Annotated in this window: 14 protein-coding genes; 8 read left to right on the top strand and 6 right to left on the bottom strand. The window is 64.5% G+C overall.

Annotated elements, in window-relative coordinates:
• The first annotated feature begins 15 nt into the window (after positions 1–15).
• The 5 genes from HHL27_RS03385 (at position 16) to HHL27_RS03365 (ending at position 7696) form a co-directional block, all read left to right on the top strand.
• A complete protein-coding gene (locus tag HHL27_RS03385) occupies positions 16–369 on the top strand; it encodes a Rieske 2Fe-2S domain-containing protein (protein ID WP_169491930.1) in 354 nt (117 codons plus the stop codon).
• A 91-nt stretch (positions 370–460) separates the two neighbouring features.
• Entirely contained in the window at positions 461–889 is a 429-nt protein-coding gene (locus HHL27_RS03380) for a nuclear transport factor 2 family protein (protein WP_169491929.1), read from the top strand.
• A 138-nt stretch (positions 890–1027) separates the two neighbouring features.
• Positions 1028–3505 (top strand): TonB-dependent receptor domain-containing protein, encoded by a 2478-nt coding sequence (locus HHL27_RS03375; RefSeq protein WP_169491928.1) that lies wholly within the window; start codon positions 1028–1030, stop codon positions 3503–3505.
• 704 nt (positions 3506–4209) lie between these two features.
• On the top strand, positions 4210–6540 hold the full coding sequence (locus HHL27_RS03370; RefSeq protein WP_169491927.1) for a TonB-dependent receptor: 2331 nt from the start codon (positions 4210–4212) through the stop codon (positions 6538–6540).
• Between the two features lie 139 nt (positions 6541–6679).
• A complete protein-coding gene (locus tag HHL27_RS03365) occupies positions 6680–7696 on the top strand; it encodes an NADP-dependent oxidoreductase (protein WP_169492110.1) in 1017 nt (338 codons plus the stop codon).
• A gap of 222 nt (positions 7697–7918) precedes the next feature.
• Here the strand turns inward: HHL27_RS03365 and HHL27_RS03360 are convergent, their stop codons facing one another.
• On the bottom strand, positions 7919–10231 hold the full coding sequence (locus HHL27_RS03360) for a TonB-dependent receptor (protein WP_169491926.1): 2313 nt from the start codon (positions 10229–10231) through the stop codon (positions 7919–7921).
• A gap of 154 nt (positions 10232–10385) precedes the next feature.
• On the opposite strand from HHL27_RS03360, the gene HHL27_RS03355 reads away from it, so the two are divergent.
• Both HHL27_RS03355 and HHL27_RS03350 read left to right on the top strand, forming a co-directional pair.
• A complete protein-coding gene (locus HHL27_RS03355; protein WP_169491925.1) occupies positions 10386–11408 on the top strand; it encodes an NADP-dependent oxidoreductase in 1023 nt (340 codons plus the stop codon).
• Positions 11398–12114: an SDR family NAD(P)-dependent oxidoreductase gene (locus HHL27_RS03350; RefSeq protein WP_169491924.1), complete on the top strand. Its 717-nt coding sequence runs from the start codon at positions 11398–11400 to the stop codon at positions 12112–12114. Before HHL27_RS03355 ends, HHL27_RS03350 begins: the two co-directional genes overlap by 11 nt.
• 44 nt (positions 12115–12158) lie before the next feature.
• Here HHL27_RS03350 and HHL27_RS03345 read toward each other — a convergent pair whose 3' ends face one another.
• The 4 genes from HHL27_RS03345 to HHL27_RS03330 form a co-directional block, all read right to left on the bottom strand.
• A complete protein-coding gene (locus HHL27_RS03345) occupies positions 12159–13343 on the bottom strand; it encodes an aromatic ring-hydroxylating oxygenase subunit alpha (protein WP_169491923.1) in 1185 nt (394 codons plus the stop codon).
• Positions 13340–14764 (bottom strand): aromatic ring-hydroxylating oxygenase subunit alpha, encoded by a 1425-nt coding sequence (locus HHL27_RS03340; RefSeq protein ID WP_169491922.1) that lies wholly within the window; start codon positions 14762–14764, stop codon positions 13340–13342. Before HHL27_RS03340 ends, HHL27_RS03345 begins: the two co-directional genes overlap by 4 nt.
• Positions 14765–14959: 195 nt before the next feature.
• Complete coding sequence (locus tag HHL27_RS03335) at positions 14960–15487, bottom strand: VOC family protein (protein ID WP_169491921.1); 528 nt, start codon at positions 15485–15487, stop codon at positions 14960–14962.
• A 13-nt stretch (positions 15488–15500) separates the two neighbouring features.
• Positions 15501–16262, bottom strand: coding sequence for an SDR family NAD(P)-dependent oxidoreductase (locus HHL27_RS03330; RefSeq protein WP_169491920.1), 762 nt, complete (start codon positions 16260–16262; stop codon positions 15501–15503).
• 155 nt (positions 16263–16417) lie between these two features.
• Here HHL27_RS03330 and HHL27_RS03325 point away from each other — a divergent pair, with 155 nt between their 5' ends.
• A complete protein-coding gene (locus HHL27_RS03325) occupies positions 16418–17314 on the top strand; it encodes a homocysteine S-methyltransferase family protein (RefSeq protein ID WP_169491919.1) in 897 nt (298 codons plus the stop codon).
• Between the two features lie 4 nt (positions 17315–17318).
• Here the strand turns inward: HHL27_RS03325 and HHL27_RS03320 are convergent, their stop codons facing one another.
• Complete coding sequence (locus HHL27_RS03320; RefSeq protein ID WP_169491918.1) at positions 17319–18947, bottom strand: AMP-binding protein; 1629 nt, start codon at positions 18945–18947, stop codon at positions 17319–17321.
• Positions 18948–18983: the final 36 nt, after the last annotated feature.

The raw sequence follows: 18983 nt of genomic DNA, 5'->3' as shown, positions 1-18983 counted from the left end.
AAGGACCGCAGACCCGTGAGCGAAAGCTGGCATCCCGTCATTGCCGAGACCGAATTCCCCGCCGAAGGCAAGCTCGCCACTAGGATTGCCGGCTGGTACGTCCTCATCGGCAAGACCGACGATGGCCTTCATGCCGTCAACGATCGCTGCACCCACCAGGCGGCGCTGCTGTCGACCGGGCGCATCCGGCGTGGCGCGATCATGTGCCCGCTGCACGGCGCGCGCTTCGAAATGGCCACGGGCAAGTGCATCGGCAGCGCCTATCGCGATCTTCGGCCCTTCCCCTTGCGCATCACCGACGGCACGATCGAGGTCTGCCTGCCCGATGAAGCGCCGACAATGGACGAACTGCCGGTCGTCACCGGCTGACCGTCGCTTCGCGCACCTGATCTAACCCACAGTAGGCCGTGGCTGCGGGCACGCTAGTCTCCTGCGCAAACCATCTGCGGGAGAGTACCTGATGCCCTTTACCGGCCCTGCCGAAGACCGCCTCGCCATCCGCGAGCTGCTCGAAACCTACGCCGACGCGGTCACCCGCTGCGATGCCGATGCCTGGTCGGCCACGTGGGCGGAAGACGCCGAATGGTCGCTGCCGGACTATCCCGAGCTTGGCACCACCCGCGGCCGTGCCGCGATCCGGGCGATGTGGGTCGAAGCGATGAAGGGCTACCCCGGGATCATGTTCGAAGCCTGGCCGGGCTCGATCGAGGTCGATGGCGATAAGGCCACGATGCGCAGCTACACCAGCGAAGTCTACGACCAGGACGGAGTGACCAAGCGCGATCGCGGCGTTTACGAAGATACGTGCGTCAAGATTGACGGGACGTGGCTGTTCAAGTCGCGCTCGTTCCGCAACATCCACCGCCAGCACGCGCCGAAAGGCTGTTAACGCTTTCGGCCGATTTACTCAGGGGAAGTCCAGGGTTGCAGGTAGGCGGGTTCTAAGTCCCGACCGTTATTGGATCATCGTCGAACCAGAACGCAGGTTGCAGCGCGCCGCGCTTGCTGCCGGGAGGGCGACAGATCCATGCACAAATCCGGACTTCTTCTTTTCGCCGCGCAGTTGGCGCTCGTATCGCCCGCGTTTGCCGAAGCGAACGATGACCAGTCCGATGCGGCGAGCACGCGGCCCCAGGCAAAGCCGCCGGTCGAAGTGTTCTCGACCGGCGTCGCCAAGGGTCGCGATCGCCTCGACAGTGCAACTTCGACCAGCGCCCTGCGCGGTGACGATATCCAGAAATTCGGCCCCCGTCCCTTGGGCGATGTGCTGCGCACAATGGCGGGCCTGCGGGTTGAATCGGGTATCGGCGAAGGCAACAACAACTACACCGTGCGCGGCCTTCCGCTGGCTGCTGGTGGCTCCAAGTACATGCAGTTTCAGGAAGACGGGCTTCCCGTTCTCGAGTTCGGCGATCTCTTCAACATCGGCACCGATGTCTACCTCCGCAACGACCTGTCGATCGCGCAGATCGAAACGATCCGTGGCGGTTCGGCCTCTACCTTTGCCTCCAATTCGCCCGGCGGCCTGATCAACATCATTAGCCGCACCGGCGACGTCGAAGGCGGATCGCTGCAGCTTTCGAGCGGGCTCGATTTCGACCAGAAACGCGCCGACTTCAGCTATGGGGCAAAGCTGGGTGAAAACACCCGCTTCCACCTTGGCGGCTTCTATCGGCAAGGCGAAGGGCCTCGCCCCATCGGGTTCGACGGCTGGCGCGGCGGCCAGGTCAAGCTCAACGTCACGCGCAATCTGGCTGGCGGCGGGTACATCCGGCTCTACCTGAAGCTGCTGGACGATCGCTCGCCGACCTACGCACCTTACTTCGTCAACATCACCGGCACGAATTCCAATCCGGTCTTCCGCAGCTACCCCGGCTTCAAGCTGAACCGCGATTCGGTGCTCTCGCCCTATCTCGGTCCGGTCGTGACGCTGGATGAAAACAACCGCCTGGCGGCCTTTCCGATCTCGACCGGACAACATGCGGTGTCGAAGTCGATCGGGCTGGAAACGCAGTTCGATGTCGCCGATTGGACGATCACCGAACGCATGCGCTATTCCGCCAACAGCGGGGATTTCAACCGGGCTTTCCCATCGAGCGCCAACACCGTGTCCGCCTTTGCAGCATCGCAGGGGGGCGCCGGGGCCAGCGCCGTCTACGCAAGCGGACCGCTTGCCGGCCAGGCGATCCCCAACGGCAGCATGGTCAACGGCAATGGCCTGCTCGCATTGTATTACGTGTCCTACGTTCGCGCGCACGCGCTCGACGATTTTACCAACGATCTGCGCGCGACGCGGGTCTGGAAGGTGTCGGGCGGCAACCTCACGACGACCCTGGGCGCCTATTACGCATCCCAGAAGCTCAAGACGACCTGGCTGCACACCGCGATGGATATCGACGTCAACGGCGGGAAGACCGCAATGGTCGACATCATCAGCGCCAACGGGACTGCGCAAACGCAGGACGGCTATTATGCCTTTGCGCGTAGCACCAGCCTGTTCCGGCGCGCCTTCGATGTCGATTACCGGGTCTTCGCGCCCTATGGCTCGATCAACTACCACTTCGGCAAGATCGCGATCGGCGGCAGCTTGCGCTATGATATCGGGCGGGTCCGGGGCTCGCTGATCGGTGCCGATCTGGGAGGCGGTCGCAAGGGGCTGACGTCCTACGACATCAACGGTGATGGTGTGATCAGCGCTGCCGAAAAGCGGGTTGCCTACCTGCCGCTGACCGAGCCGGCCCCCGTGAACTACAACTACGGCTATCTCAGCTATTCGGCGGGCGTGAATTACCGCGTGGCCGAACCCTTCTCCCTGTTCGCGCGCTACAGCCTCGGGGCCCGCGCAAATGCCGACAAGATCCTGTTCACGCCAGTCGTCAGCACGACCGACGGCAGTGTGGCCAGCTCGCGTGACAAGGCGGACAAGGTGCGCCAGCTCGAAGGCGGCTTCAAGTTCCGCAAGAACGGGATCACGCTCAACGCAACGGCCTTCCGCGTAACCGCGGACGATCACAACGTCCTGAACGGATCGGCCAACCGCACCGACCGCTCGTACCGGGCCACCGGTGTCGAGCTCGAAGGCGGCGTGCAGCGCGGCCGCTTCAGCCTGATGCTGGGCGCAACCTATACCAAGGCAAAGATCACGGCGGACCGGCTCGACCCCACCCTGGCCGGAAAGGAACCACGCCACCAGCCCGACTGGACGTTCACGGCAACGCCGCAAGTGGATTTCGGCCGTGCGGCGATCGGTGCCAGCATCGTCACGATCACCAAGAGCTATGCGCAGGATTCGAACCTGCTGGTGATGCCGGGCTTCACCACCGTTGGCGCCTTTGCCACGGTGTCGCCGATGGATCGGATACACCTGTCGGTCACTGCGCAGAACCTGTTCGATACGGTCGGGATCTTCGAGGTCAATCAATCCACCGTCCCGGCCAATGGCATTGGCTTCGCGCGTTCGGTCAACGGGCGCACCGTGCAGGGATCGTTGCGCTTCGATTTCTGATAGCGCCATCACGCGTACCATCGTGAAGGAGGGCGGGCCCCGACTGTGCCGCCCTCCTTCAATGGGTTTACGCGGCCCTCCAGCCCAAGTTGACACCGGGCTTGCATACGCAAGATCAGCCTGGCGAACGGCAACCATGTCCTACATGGGAAAATGCCGGTAAAAGACCCCCGCCCGCTCCTTGAAAACGTCCAAGATCATAGGCTTGCGCGTGTTCGGCGCTTAACCTTGCAACGAGTGCCCCGGGGCTTCGGCAAAGTTCCCTGAACACTGTCAACTTTGTCAACTTGGGCTTGCCTGGCGTCGCGCAAAGGCTCTCTTTCGGCTGATGACTATGGCGCTCGAATCGGCGCGACTGACCCAGTTTGAACCGGGTCGTGCACCGCACCTTTGAACCCGCAAAACCGCAACCCGTTTGTCCGTCTGAGCGCTCCTCGGATCGGAAATCCATCCAGCTGGCCTTTTTTACAGGCAGAGCCTTGGTGATGTTTCTGTAGGATTGTCGGCGGGAGAAGAGCCGAAAACACGCTGTGCCGCGATCAAGCCGAATGGGGCGGGATCGCACGGAAGGATCACACCTGCATCGCGCTGGGCGAAGCGGGCCGTCCGACCCCATGGCGCTTTCCATCCGATCCCATCCGACTGTCACGCCCCGGCGCTGCGCATTTCGCACCGCCCGGCAGATGACCAGCTTTGGGGGGAATATGAGCAACGACCGAGCAGTACCTGCCACCTGCGCCCGCAGCGCCTTCAAGGCCGCCGCGCTCGCCGCGACCATCCTGGCCGCAGCACCCGCTTTCGCCGCAGAGGACCAGGCCGCGGCCCAGGCCACTGCCGCCACCGACAACGGCGGCATCGAACAGATCACCGTGACCGCGCGCAAGCGCGTCGAGGACGTGCAGAGCGTTCCCCTCGCCGTTTCGGCCATCGGCGGCAAGACGCTCGAAGCCCGCTTCGTGCCCGACGTCCGCGCCGTTGCCCGCTACATTCCGAACGTCCAGCTGGGCCAGGTGCAGTACTCGGGCGCAACGCTGTCCGCCTCGATCCGCGGCATCAGCTTCGCCGACATCGAACGCTCGTTCGAACCTGCCGTCGCCACCTCGATCGACGGCATCTTCCTTGCCTCGAACACCGGCGCGCTGGTCGACATGTTCGACGTGGAATCGATCGAAGTGCTGCGCGGTCCGCAAGGCACGCTGTTCGGCCGCAACACCGTCGGCGGCATCATCAACATCAAGCGCACCCGCCCTACCGGGGAACTGGGCGTGAAGCTTCAGGCGACCGTCGGCTCCTACGGCCGCAACGATTACAAGGCGATCTTCAACGCGCCGCTCATCAAGGACGTGCTGGCGGTCAAGCTCGGCCTGTTCTCGATCAGCAGCAACAGCTTCACCTACGATGCCACCACCCGCAAGGCCGAGCCCGGCCTCGACCGGTTCGACGTCACAGGCAGCCTGCTGTTCACGCCCAGCGCCGAATTCGAGGCGCTGCTGACCTACGAGCACCTCAAGGACCGCTCGCACTATCCCAACCCGGTCAACCAGTCGGTCGGCGCGCAGAGCAACGGGTATGGCGGCGAGCTTGCCTGCACCGTCTTCGGCCTGTGCGGCCATGCCGCCGAGTACGAAAAGAGCGGTTACCGCGCGTCCTACGGCGGCCTGCCGTTCTATGCGCCGCTCGATGCGGACAACGTCACGCTCAACATGAAGTACAAGGCGGACAACTTCTCCATCGTGTCGGTCACCGGCTACATGAAGAACAAGGATTCGCTCGACATCGACAACATCGGCGATGCCTTCGCTCCCGGCACGCCGCTGTTCCACCCGGTTCGCAAGCTCCACGGCGATCAGTTCAGCCAGGAACTGCGCGTTGACACCGACTTCGACGGCCTGTTCAACATGGTTGCCGGCGTCTATTACTTCCAGTCGACCTACTCGCTCGACAACCAGAGCGTGTACATCCTCGACGGTACGGCAAACCCGGCCAACCGCGTCGACACGTTCAGCGCTGGCCAGACGGTCAAGTCCTATGCCGCCTTTGCCGAAACCTACTGGAAGGTGACGCCGACCACCCGGATCACCATCGGTGGCCGCTTCACGCACGAAACCAAGGACTTCCACGTCGAAAAGCCCGCCGTCACCGCGGCCGAGGGCGGCCCGTACAAGTGCCCCGACGTGAATTCGACCTACGCGCCGTGCCGCAATCCGTCGCTCAAGTTCAGCCGCTTCACCCCGCGCGTGTCGATCGACCAGGAACTGGCCGACGGCATCATGACCTACGCTTCGTGGGCACGCGGCTTCCGGTCGGGCGGCTGGAACGGTCGCCCCGGTTCGACGCCGGATTCGATCGGGCCGTACCAGCCCGAAATCGTCGACAGCTACGAGCTGGGCCTGCGCACCAAGTTCTGGGACAACAAGGCGATCTTCAACGTCACGCTGTTCCAGACCGAGTACAAGAACAAGCAGGAAGACCAGATCCGGTCCAACCCGGTGCTGCCGACCTCGACCGTCACCTTCGTCGAAAATGCCGGCAAGGCTCGGTTCCAGGGTGTCGAGCTGGAAGGGCAGCTTCGCCCGATCCCCGAACTGCACCTGTTCGGCTCGGCCGGCTACCTCAAGGCCAAGTACCTCAAGTTCCTCGACGGCACCGGCGCCGATGTCAGCGCGACCAAGCAGCTGCGCTATGCGCCCAAGTGGAACGCCAGCATCGGCGGCGACTACACTTTCGACGTTGGCGGCAGCGACACGGTCGTGTTCGCCTCCAACCTCAAGTACGTCGACAAGTACGTGACCGAATCGAGCGTCGATCCGGCCGGCCTTGGCCGCGAGATCATCCCGTCGCACACCGCGGTGGACTTCTCGCTGACCTACACCGGGCATCTCGCCTCGCTGAAGGAATTCAAGCTTTCGGCCTTCGTCAACGATGCCTTCCACAGCGGCGGCCGCATCGTGCGTTCGAGCTACGCCGGGCCATTCTGGTTCAGCGACCGCATCCCGAACCGCACCTGGGGCCTCGAAGCGATGGTCGAATTCTGACCGGCGCCATCGTCGCTGACCGCAAAGCGCCCGACCTTCCTTCGGGAAGGCGGGCGTTTTCGCGTCTGACCCTAGGGGATGAGCCAATTGCCTGCGATGCAAGGCGTTGCGATCCCGGCATGATAACGAGAGGATGACGATGACCGGCAACCGCTTCTGGCAGCTCGACCACCACCCCAAGGGCAACGATTTCGCCGCCGCCCTGTCTCTGCGCGAGGAGAACCTTGCACCGCTTGCCGAGGGCGAAGTGCGGGTGCGCGCCGGATGGCTGTCTATGGACGCCGGCACCCGCATGTGGATGAGCCCGCGCACCGATGGCTACCAGCCGCCGCTGCCGCTCGGTTCGAAGATGGTGGGCCTAGTCCTCGGCCGCGTGAGCGAGAGCCGCGACCCCGCCTTCCCGGTCGGCACGTTGGTGCGCGGCTTTGGCCAGTGGGCCGACTATTCGACGATGGTGCCCGCGCTGTCAGGGCTTGTCGCGCTGGACGATAGCGTGGCCGACGTTCGCCAGCACTTCGGCGCGCTCGGCATGAACGCCTGGACGGCTTACGTCGGCGTCAAGGAAGTGGCTGCGGTCAAACCCGGCGAATGGCTGGTGGTGAGCGCGGCGGCCGGCGCAACCGGGATCATGGCCTGCCAGGTGGGCAAGGCGCTGGGCGCGCGAGTGGTGGGCATTGCCGGGGGCCCTGCCAAGTGCCGCTTCCTGACCGAAACCCTGGGCGCCGATCTGGCCATCGACTACAAGGGCGAGGACGTGGCCGCGCGGCTGGCGCAGATCGAGGGCGGCGTTCATGCCTATTTCGACAATGTCGGCGGCCCGCTGCTCGATGCGGTGCTGCCCAACATGGCGCACTATGGCCGCGTCGCCGTCTGCGGCATGGTGGCGGCGTACGACAACGACGCGCCCCTGCCCGGCCCGGCCCGCTTCGACCAGGTGCTGATGCGCCGCCTGCGGATCGAAGGCTTCTTCATTCCCGACTTCCTGGAGCGGGGCGCCGAATTCCTGCCGCTGCTGCGCCAATGGTATGAAGAAGGCCGGCTTGGTGTGCCGTTCGACGAGAGCGTGGGACTGGAGAATACGCTCGTCGCCTATGACCGCATGCTCAGCGGCAAGGCGATCGGCAAGGCCATCGTGAGGGTCGCCGGCGACGCCTGAGCATACCCCGAACGCAAGGCAAAGGGCCGGTCCGATCTGTTCGGGCCGGCCCTTTGTGTTTGTGCGGCAAGGTTAGCGGGCCGGATCGTCGCCAGAGCCCCACTCCACTCGTTTGATCTGCCGGAGCGCGGGGATGCCCGTTCTGCGGCACAAAAAAAGGGAGGCGAAGCCGCAAGGCCCCGCCCCCCATAGGGTGGATTTGAATGCGTTATCGAACCGGCGTCAGAACTTCACGCCGATGGTGCCGCCATAAGTGCGCGGTTCGAGCGCCATGCCGAACGACCAGAGGCCCGCGACGGTGAACGCGTGGGTGGTGGTCTTTTCGTTCAGCAGGTTGCGACCGAAGACGCGGAAGTAGGCTTCCTTGTCACCCAGATCGAAGTTGAAGGTCATGCTCGCGTCGAGCAGATCCTGCGTGGTGGTGCGCACGCGCGGATCGTTGCCGCCGATGTTGTTCACGCCAGTGGTCGAAGTCGGAAGAATCCGCTGCGAGATCTGCTCGTCGTACGGGCTGATATGGCGCAGGCCGACCGAGGTCATGATCTTGCCGAAGCTGGTCGGCAAGGTGTGCTCGACATTGAGCGAGCCGGTGAACTTCGGCGCGTAGATCAGGTTGTTGTTCGAATAGTCGCAGGTCCCGATCACGGCACCAACCACGCAGCCCACGACGAAGTTGCGGAAGTGGGACTCCATGTACGCTGCGGAACCGGTAAGGCGCAGGTTGTCGGTCACGCGCAGGGTGAAATCGCCCTCGATGCCCTTGATCAGCGCGCCACCCGGCACGTTGCCCGTGATGGTCTGGTTGCCGGTCGGCCCACCAGGCACCGTGAGGTTCTGCTGCATGTTCTTGTAGTCGGAAACGTAACCGGCGACGTTCAGTTCAAGCTTGCGATTGAACAGGGCCAGCTTGGCGCCCAGTTCGTACGCGTCGACCGTTTCCGGCTGGAACGGGGTGCTGGCGGTTGCGGCCGTCGCTGCGCGCGGGCTGAAGCCGCCCGAACGATACCCGCGCGACCACGAGGCATAGAGCATCACGTCGCTGTTGGGGCGATAGTCGAGACCGATCTTGGGCGTGAACTTGTTGAAGCTTGCATTGCCCGAGCCGACCGCGGCGAACTGGGTGGTCGACACGTTGTCGGGATCGACGAGCACGCCAGGCGCGAAGCCGTTGTAGAGCTTCTTGTTGTCGTGGCTGAAGCGGCCGCCGAACGAGAGGCGGAACTTGTCGGCAAAGGCCCAGTTGAAGTCACCGAAAGCGGCAAAGCTCTCGGTCTTGCCTTCGACGTGCTGCGCGTTCTTGTCGAACAGGGTCGGCGGGGTGTTGGGCGAGAAACCGAACACGCGCGACCACTGGGTCAGATCATACTTGGATCCGAAGAAGTAGCCACCGATAACATAGTCGAACCCGTCGAACAGCTTGCCCGAAGCGCGCAGTTCCTGGCTCCACTGGGTGTAGTGCTGGCGACGATCGACGTAGTACAGGTCGGTCGACGAGCCATCGAAGTCCTGCGTCTGTTCTTCGCGGCTGTGGCGCCAGCCGGTGATCGCGGTCAGCTTCACGGCGCCCAGGTCGTAGTTCATTTCCAGCGTCGCGTCGGGCGCGTGGTAGTGGCTGTCTGCTGCCTGGCCGAACGTCGTGTACAGATCGGTGGTGGTGTTGCGATTGCATTCCTGCGCCGGAATGAACGCGCAGAACACTTCGCTGCTGTTGGTGATGTTGCTCACCACCGGGTTGAAGCTCTGCACCACGTTTTCGACGGTCAGCTGGGCTTCAACCCCCGAGTCGCGCGGCTTGAACAGCAGGCTTGCGCCGTAGCTGTCGCCCTTGCTCCAGCCATCCGAAGTGTTGCGCGTGACGTTGTGGTAGAAACCGTCGGTCTGGTTGTGGAAATAGAACGCCTTCACGCCCCAGGTTTCGCCGTCGCCGTAGTTGACGATCGCCTTGCCCGACCAGGTGTTCCAGCGGCCATAGGTGAATTCGGCCTTGCCGCCGGGCTCCATGGTCGGCTTGGACCGGGTGATGTTGATGACGCCGCCGATCGTGTTGGCGCCGAACAGCGTGCCCTGAGGTCCGCGCAGCACTTCGATCTGCGCAACGTCGAACGCATCCTGCAGCTGGCCGGTGTTGGTGCCGATGGTGACGCCATCGACGACGACGCCCACGGTGGGGGTCTGCGACTTTTCGATGTCGGCATAGGTCAGGCCGCGGATCGAGATGTTCGCCGCCTGTGCGCCGGAGTTCTGCTGCGTGATCAGCAGGCCGGGAGCTGCGCCCTGCAGGTCACCGATGTTCACGGCAGCCTTGGCTTCGAGCATGGCGGTGTTGACCGCGCTGATGGCGACTGGCGTCGACTGCAGCGTTTCATCGCGACGACGGGCGGTCACGATGATGGCGCCGGTGTCTTCGGCAGCGGCGGCATCAGCCTGCGCAGCCTGCGGCTGTTCATCCGCGGCAAAGGCGGGCGCAGAAATTCCGATGAACGAGGTACCAGTAAGAGCGGCCAGAACGGCCGTCCGTGCGAACGCGTTACGCATGTTTTCCTCCCAAGGCGGGTACGGGGCGTCTGAAGCGCCGTTCCGAAGCGCTTAATCCTGCAGGACCCCCTCCCGAACCAACTGCAACTTGTTACAGGTGTGTCCGGAGCGCCTCAGGGCATGCTGCAAACAACATATGGGAGAATGCCTAGTCATGTCCGCGAATCGCCGATTCCTGCTCGCTCGCCGCCCCCACGGCGAGCCTGTCCCCGAAGATTTCAGCCTGGTTACGGAACCGGTCCCGCAAGCGCCCGAAGGCGGTTTCGTGGTGCGCAACTGCTATGCTTCGCTCGATCCGGCCCAGCGCGGCTGGATGGATGATGCGCCCAGCTACATGCCGCCAATCCCGCTTGGCGACCCGGTGCGCGCGACCACCGTCGGTATCGTTTCATCCTCGAACACCGACGAATTCCAGGTCGGCGACTGGGTGATGGGCCTGAACGGGCTGGAAGACTATTCGGTCAACCAGGCGGGCGGGTTCACTATGAAGGTCGATCCGTCACTGGTGGATTCCCCGTCGAAGTTCCTCTCCGCCATGGGCGCCGTGGGGCTGACCGCCTATTTCGGCCTCATCGACGTTGCCAAGCCCCAGCCGGGCGAAACGCTGCTGGTGTCGGGTGCTGCCGGCGCGGTCGGCTCGGCCGTGGGCCAGATCGGCAAGATCCTGGGCGCGCGGGTGATCGGGATTGCCGGCGGTGCCGCCAAGTGCCGTCGCCTGATCGATGACTATGGCTTCGACGTGGCGATCGACTACAAGGGCAAGTCGGTCGACGCCCTTGCCGCGGAGATCCGCGCAGCGGCCCCCGAAGGTGCCAATGTGGTTTTCGAAAACGTCGGCGGCGATGTCATGGACGCCGAACTGATGAACCTTGCGAAGCACGCGCGCATCGTGCTGTGCGGGCTGATCAGCGAATACAATTCGCCCGAGAAGGTGGGCGTGCGCAACCTGTGGCAGGTGCTGGCGCAGCAGGCGACGCTCTATGGCTACCTGATCATGGACTATGCGCCCCGGTTTGCAGAAGGCGGCGCGGCAATGGCCGAATGGATGGCACAAGGGCGCCTGCGCATCGACGAGGATGTGCAGGAAGGGCTCGAGAACGCGCATGCGGCGTTCATGCGACTGTTCACCGGCGCCAACACCGGCAAGCTGGTGCTGAAGATCGCCGATGGCCTCTGACCGTCTCGCAGGCCGCAAGGCCATCGTCACCGGAGCAGGATCGGGCATTGGCGCGGCTGTCGCCGCGCGGCTGCGGGCTGACGGCGCGCACGTGTTCACCACCGACCTGAAGGGCGACGTCGACCTCGTCGGCGACGTTACCGCTGAAGGCGCGAGTGCCGAGCTGGTGGCCCGCGCCGTCGCAGCGATGGGAGGGCTCGACACGGTGGTGCCGTGCGCCGGGATCAGCGCGTTTGCGCCACTGGAAGGACACGAGGACGCCTATTTCGAGCGCGTCTTTGCGGTGAACGTGTTCGCCGTGTTCCGGCTGGTGCGCGATGCCGTGCCGCACCTCAAGGCCAGCGGCAATGGCCGCGTGGTGACGATCGGATCGACAACGTCGAGCTTCGGCGACGAAGGCCTTGCCGCCTATGCCGCATCCAAGCATGCGGTACTCGGCTTCACCAAATCGGTTGCAGCAGAGTTGGGACCGTTCGGCGTGACGGCCAATTGCGTGCAGCCGGGCGCGATCGACACGCCGATGACCGCACCGGCCTTCACGCAGATGCCCGAATACAAGACGTTCTGGGAAAACAAGGCCTCGCTGCGCCGGCTCGGCCAGCCGCAGGACATTGCCGACGTCGTCGCGTTCCTGTGCAGCGACGACGCGCGGTTCATGACGGGTCACGGCCTGTGGGTCGACGGCGGCGCAATGGCGCGGCACTGACCGATGCCGATCCTCCCCGCGCCGGGAGGATCGGCGACAGTCAGCTACTCCTTCATGACCGGCCTGGGCGTGTTCCCGCTCTCGTCAAGATAGTAAGCGACCCACTTGTGGAAGAACTGGTTGCCCGGTTCGTTGCGGCCGAACGTCTGGTGGGTCATCGCGCCTGATTCCAGCCCGTTCTGCACCTTGAGGCCGAGGAAGTAGTCCTCCTCCTCGACCACGTCGAAAAAGAAGTCGCACATCTTGTCCAAGGCTTCGAGCCCCTCGGGCGTCTCGGGCCGGGTGGGGAAGATGTAGTTCATCACCGTGCTGTTCTGGTTCGCCTTCGGCCCGGGGAAAAGCTGCGCCAGCTGCCCCATTTCGGGTGCAAGGAAGAAGCTCATGTTCGGAAACAGCATGCGGATGAAATCGTAGCCGTTGTTCTCCTGCCGGCCCCATTCCTCGCGCGGGAGATCGCGCAGCCGGGTGATCGAATTCTGCGGAAAGCCCAGCCTGATGTGCGGTCCGAAGCCTTCGTAGGTCGCGCGGTTCGATGGGCTGCGCGTCGCGACCGTGTTGGTGTGCGCCGCCTGAAAATGGTAGCCTTCGAGATAGCCGTCGTAGGCGACTTTCCAGTTGGCGCCCTTCATCACGCGGCTCTTGTGGAAGTACCAGGTTTCCAGCTTCAGCGCCGCAAAGTCCTCGTACATGCCATCCATCCATTCGATGGCGCTGATCGGCAACCCGGGCGTCAGGATCACGAAGATCAGCCCCGCCGCCTCGTCGCACGGCAGTTCGGTCATGTTGAGCGTGGAGCGTTCGACCTCGCCGAACGTGCTCGCCTCGGCAATGCCGATCAGCTTGCCGTCGTTGGCATAGGTCCAGCCGTGGTACTGGCAGGCAAAGGCCTTGCAGTTGCCCCTGCCCTGCGGCGCCAGATGCATCGCGCGGTGCTTGCACACGTTGAGGAAGGCGCGCGCCTTGCCATCCCTGCCGCGGGTGATCAGGACCGGCAGGCCCATCACCTCCATCGCCTTGTAGTCGTTGACCTGCGGCAGCTCGATCGTGAGCGCCAGCATCAGCGGAAGGCGCCTGAAGATGCGCGCGATTTCCGCGTTCCAGCGATCCTCGTCAAGGTAGTCGGCAACGGGCACGCGCATCGTGCCGCTCGCCTGGTCGGTGGTGCGGCTTTCGACGAAGTGCAGCATCCGTTCGGCCGCATCGCCGTACTTTTCGTAGAGTTCGGTCATTGCGCAGCCTTTCCGGCATTCAGGTAGTGGTCGAGCGTCTGGTGGATGTGGCGGATGCGTACTTCCTGATAGTCGGCCAGTTCGACGGCCTGGTTCTTCGACACCTTCAGCCCTTCGTGGCACAGCGCCATGTTCTCGCTGTCCTGATCGAGCACGCCGCCCAGCACGCCGAGTTCGGACGCATCGGCCCAGAGCTGATCGTCGCCAAGAAGATGCATCGGCACACCGGCCGGACTCGGCTGCCCCTGCGGAACGCGCGCGATCACGCGCACTTCCATCAGGCACTTGTCCTGATCAGGCCAAGGCCGCCAGCGATAGACGATGTTGGGCATGAAGCCCCCCCACGGCGCGAAGTTGGGGAACACGTTGTAGACCAGTGCATCGAGCAGTTCGCTTTCCGAAACGCCGCTGTAATCGCCGCCGAACTGCTTTTCCGAAACCTCGCGCATTTTGGCGCCGAGTGCGGTTCGGGCGGTTTCGCCGGCAGGAACCTCGATCGCGTAGCTGTCCTTTTCCGCGTCATAGTTGTCGGCGCTGCGCCCGTTGTACTTGCGGAATTCGTCGATGATGCGCTGCTGCGGCCAGTGCTCGGCTTCGGCCTGCGCCTCGATATGCGGGCTGATCACGCCGAAGGGCGTGTAGTTCACGTTCACATGGCGACCCAGCACGTGATACGCCGCGTTCGCATCGCCCGTGAACGGCATGAGCTGCGGATGCGTGACATAGGCGTGGTAGCTTTCCATGAAGGCTTCCATGGTGATCTTCCAGTTTGCCGGGATCACCTTCGCCACCCAGGCCACCGTCACGCAGTCCTCATGCCGCCAGCGCTGGAAGAATTCGGGCAGCGGATCGAGATATTCCTCGATCGCGGGCCCCTCCGGGTTTTCGCGCACGAAGATGTAGCCGCCCCATTGCGCCACGCTTGCTTCCGGCAGCTTCATCCTGGCATCGGTCAGGTGGCCGAAATCCCAGCGGCAGGGAATGTTGCGCAAGCTGCCGTCGGGGTTCCACGAGAAGCCATGGAACGGGCAGAGGAACTGTTCGGCGCTGCCACTGTCGGTCTTGAGCTTGCGCCCGCGGTGCAGGCAGACGTTGTGAAAGGCCTTCACGCTGCCATCGTCCTGCCGCACGATCAGGAAAGACCTGCCAGCGTTGTCGTAGGTCACGTAGTCGCCGGGCTCGGGCATGTCCTCTTCGCGGGCAGCGAACTGCCAGACGTTGGGCCACAACTTCTCGCATTCGGCGCGGAAGAATTCCGGGCTGTAGTACCGAGCCGCATCGATCGGTTCGGAGCCGAGATAGACCGAACGGTCGTCTTCCATGAAGGCAGGCGGCTTGACCCGATCCGCAGCCAGAATGTCTTCCCAGCTGGTGCCGGGACAGCGTGCACGCCCGAAGGCGCCGGGATCGCGATCAGCCATTGTACCTCTCCATCTTGCGATGGCAGGCAATGTCCCACGCGCCGGCAGATCGTGGCTTGATTCAGGTCAACAACGCGGGCCGCAAGCCCCTCTGATTTTGGCTAGGAAGCACCGTCTGCAGGTAGCAGAATCGGCGAAAGCCGCAGCGTCGAAGCAAGATAACAGGCCGACTGGCCGGTTATGCGAATCGCGCGTTCAGCTGGCCGCGATAACGCCCTCGCCCGCGCGCCAGACCGGGCGGATCTGTTCGTCGGAATAGATTTCCATGATCTCGAACACATTGCCGAAGAAGTCCCGGCAATAGGTCGCCGCATATCCCTGCTTGCGGCCCTGCGCATCGACCGTGATCCCATCCATCGACGGCGGCGTGTGGACGCGGATCCCGGCGTCCAGCAGGCGCTGGTAACAGCTCTGGATATCCTCCACCTGCACCGCGAAATGGGTGTAGCCGTAGCGGTTGACGCCCTGGTCCGGGTCTTGCGGAGCCGAACGCGGGGCAAGGTATTCGAACACCTCGATATAGGCATTGCCCAGGCGACACATGAACTGCCGCGCGGCGCTGTCCTTCAAGCCGACAACCGCATCGATGAACGGATTGGCGCTCCATTCCAGCGGCGGGCCGACCTCCTCGGCGCCAAGGAGGTCGAGATAGAATTCCCGCGCCTTGTCGAGATCGGGCACGGACACCCCGATGTGCTGGATGCCGCGTGCCCCGATGCTCATGGCGCCGCGCTCCTCAGAACTGGACGCGCTTGGTGAAGCCACCGTCGATCACCACGTTGGTGCCGGTGGTGTAGGACGAGGCCGGGCTGGCCAGGAACACGACCGTCTTGGCCACTTCCTCGGGCCCACCCCAGCGACCGAGCGCGAACTGCGCCTGCGTCGCGTTGTGCAGATCGGGCACGGCGGTTTCGATCACTTCCCAGTTGCCGCCCTTGAACTTGATCGGGCCGGGCGAGACAGTGTTGACGCGGATGCCCTTGGGGCCGAGCGCCTGGCTCAGCTGGCCGGCGAACACGATCAGCGCGCCCTTCAGCGCGTTGTAGCCCTGCGGCACGATGAAGGTTTCGAGGCCCGCAGTCGATGCCGTGATGACGATCGAGCCTTCACCGCTCTTGCTCAGCGCTTCGTCGAGCACTTCGGCGCCGATCACCGCGCCCATGATGTCGAAATCGAGCGTCTTGTGCCAATCGCCCGTGGCGCCAGCGCCCGAGGTGGAGATCATCGGCACGAAGATGTCGCAGCCGCCGATCGCAGCCTCGGCCTGCTTGAGCCATTCGCGATAGGCGTCGTGCCCGGCTTCCATGTCGAAGGCCGAACCGTGGACCTTCACGCCGAACTTTTCGAGCGCGGCCACGGTTTCGGCGACCTGCTCGGGATTGCGCGAGCAGAACGCAACGTCCGCGCCTTCGGCCGCGAACAGTTCGACGGTGGCGCGACCGATGCCGCGGCTGCCGCCGGTGAGAATGACTTTCTTGCCCTTGAGGCCCAGATCCATGAAGTGCTCCCTCGATCCCGTAAGGTTCGTGTTGATAGGCTTGGCCGGACGATGCCCCGCGCAAGCGCAAGGGGGCACTACCCTTTTTGTCAGGACGCGCCTTCTTTCGGAGCGCATGTTGCGGAGCATGCGCGGCCTGCGCATAACGCGTGGGCATGACCGGATTGCTCATTCTCGACGGCGGCACGGGCCGCGAACTCGCCCGCAGCGGCGCCCCCTTCCGCCAGCCCGAATGGTCGGCGCTCGCCGTGATCGAGGCGCCCGGATACGTGACCAGAGTGCACGAGGCCTACATTGCCGCGGGCGCCAACGTGATCACCACCAATTCATACGCCGTCGTTCCCTTCCACATCTCGGAAGAACGCTTCGCCAGCGACGGCGCGCGCCTGGCAGCGCTTTCGGGCAAGCTCGCGCGCGATGCGGCAGACGCTGCCGGCCGCCCGGTCCGCGTGGCGGGATCGCTGCCCCCGGTCTGCGGCTCGTACCGCCCGGACCTCGTCGATCTCGATCGCGCGCGCCCGGTGCTGAAAGTCCTGGTCGGCGCGCTCGCCCCTTATGTCGATCATTGGCAGGCAGAAACGCTTTCGGCGCTGGCCGAGGCCGAGCTGGTGGCCGATCTGGCTGCGGAAACCGGCAAGCCGCTTTGGCTGAGCTTCACGCTGCAGGATGAAGATCCGGCAGCGCCGCCGGCGTTGCGCTCTGGCGAAAGCGTGGCCGAGGCGGCCCTGCTTGCCAGCCGCGTGGGTGCACACGCGTTGCTGTTCAATTGTTCGCAGCCCGAGGTGATGCAGGCGGCGGTGGAGCAGGCGCGGTCGGTCGTGGGCGATGCCGCATCACCGCTGATCGGCGTCTACGCCAACGCCTTTCCGCCCATGAACGCGGACTCCGAGGCCAATTCCGGGCTCGATCCGATCCGCGCCGACCTGACGCCCGAAGGCTACGCTGCCTTCGCGATCGCCTGGGCGCAGGCAGGCGCGCGCATCATCGGCGGCTGTTGCGGCATCGGGCCCGAACACATCGCCGAACTGGCCCGCCTGCGCGCCACCAGCTGACCGGTCAGGCTGGTGTCGAAAGCTTGGCCTTGATCTGGGCGCGGAGCATGTCCTTGCGCACTTTCCCGCTGGCCGTGCGGGGGAAGTCTTCGACAAATTCGAAGCGTTCGGGGATCTTCTGCTTGGCAAGGCCGCTGGACCCGACGTGCGCAGCCAGAGCGGCTGCATCGGCATCGCCAGACAGGATGACATAGGCGCACACGCCCTCGCCCAGCCGTGCGTGCGGCATGGCGACGACGCTTGCCTCCTTCACCGCCGGGTGGGTGTGGAGCACGTCCTCGATCTCCTTGGCGGAAATGTTCTCGCCCCCGCGGATGATCAGGTCCTTCTTGCGCCCGGTGATCGTGATCGCGCCGTCGGCCGACAGCACGCCGAGATCGCCGGTGCGGAAATAGCCATCGCTGGTGATCGCCTCGGCCGTCTGCTGCGCATCGGCATAGCCGAGCATCATCGCCGGTCCGCGCGCCAGGATCTCACCCTCATGCCCTGCCGGAACATCGCGGTCTTCGCCATCGACGATGCGGACGACGTAGTCGACCACTTCGCCATCGGTCGTGGCGGCGCGGTGCTGGTCATGCGGCCAGCCAAAGCTCACCAGCGGCACTTCTGAAGCGCCGAACACGCGGAAGGCGTGCGCGTTGTCGAACGCGGCGTCGGCAGCCGGGATCAGGTCGTTGGGCACCGCCGCGCCGCCGCAGGCGAAGAAGCGGAAGCTTGGCAAGCCAATGCCGGCAGCGCGTGCTGCGGCGGCCAGCTCGACCAGGAAGGGCGTTGCCGCGACCGTGCCGACAAGATCGTGCTGCGCGATCAGCGCCAGTGCCTCGGCTGCGTCCCACGCCTCCATCAGCACCGAGCGGATGCCGCAGACGAGCGGCGCTTCGAGCCCGTTGGCATAGCCCGAAACGTGGGTGACGGGGGATGGCATCAGCGTCGCCTCTCCCGCCTGCAAGCCCCAGTGCTCGCCGCTCCTGGCGACGATGCGCTGCAATGTCACGTGGCTGTGCAACACGCCCTTCGGACGTCCGGTCGTGCCGGAGGTGTAGAGCACCATCTTGACGCCGAAGGGATCGACGGCTGGCGTCTCGAACGAAAGGGTGCGACCTTGCGCAACCAGAGTGGCGAAATCGTCCGCTCCTTGCCCGCGCACCGTGAACACATGCGCCAGATCGGGAAGTGACTCCTGGCAGCGCTTGGCCATTGCGGCGTAATCGACCTTACGGAAGACCTCGGGCACGAAGATCGCGCGGGCCCGGCAATCGGCCAGCATCATCGTCACTTCGGCATCGCGATAGATCGGCACGATCGGGTTGATGACCCAGCCCCCCAGCGCGGCGGCCAGGTTGATCGCCGCCGCCTCGCGCCAGTTGGGCACCTGGAAGGCGATGACTTCGCCCGGCCGCAGCCCGCGCGCCTGCAGCGCGGCGGCCAGCGCCTTCGCGTCGGCCAGCAGCGTCGCATAAGTATAGGCGCCCTGCCCGTCGATCACGCAGACGAAATCCGGATCGCGCGCCGCCCGTGCCGTCGCAAGATCGGCGATCGTCCTCGGTTCATAGGCTCCGGCGGCGACGAACGCCGCGTGATGGGCCGGAGGAATTGCAAGCCACTCCCAGGGCGGCGTCGTTGTCTCGCGCATGGGCATGCCATCGCGTGCACGACAGATGCACTCAAT

Origin of the sequence: Novosphingobium olei, assembly GCF_012927405.1 — a bacterium.
Lineage (GTDB): Bacteria > Pseudomonadota > Alphaproteobacteria > Sphingomonadales > Sphingomonadaceae > Novosphingobium > Novosphingobium olei.
This window is presented reverse-complemented; position numbering and strand designations above follow the sequence as displayed.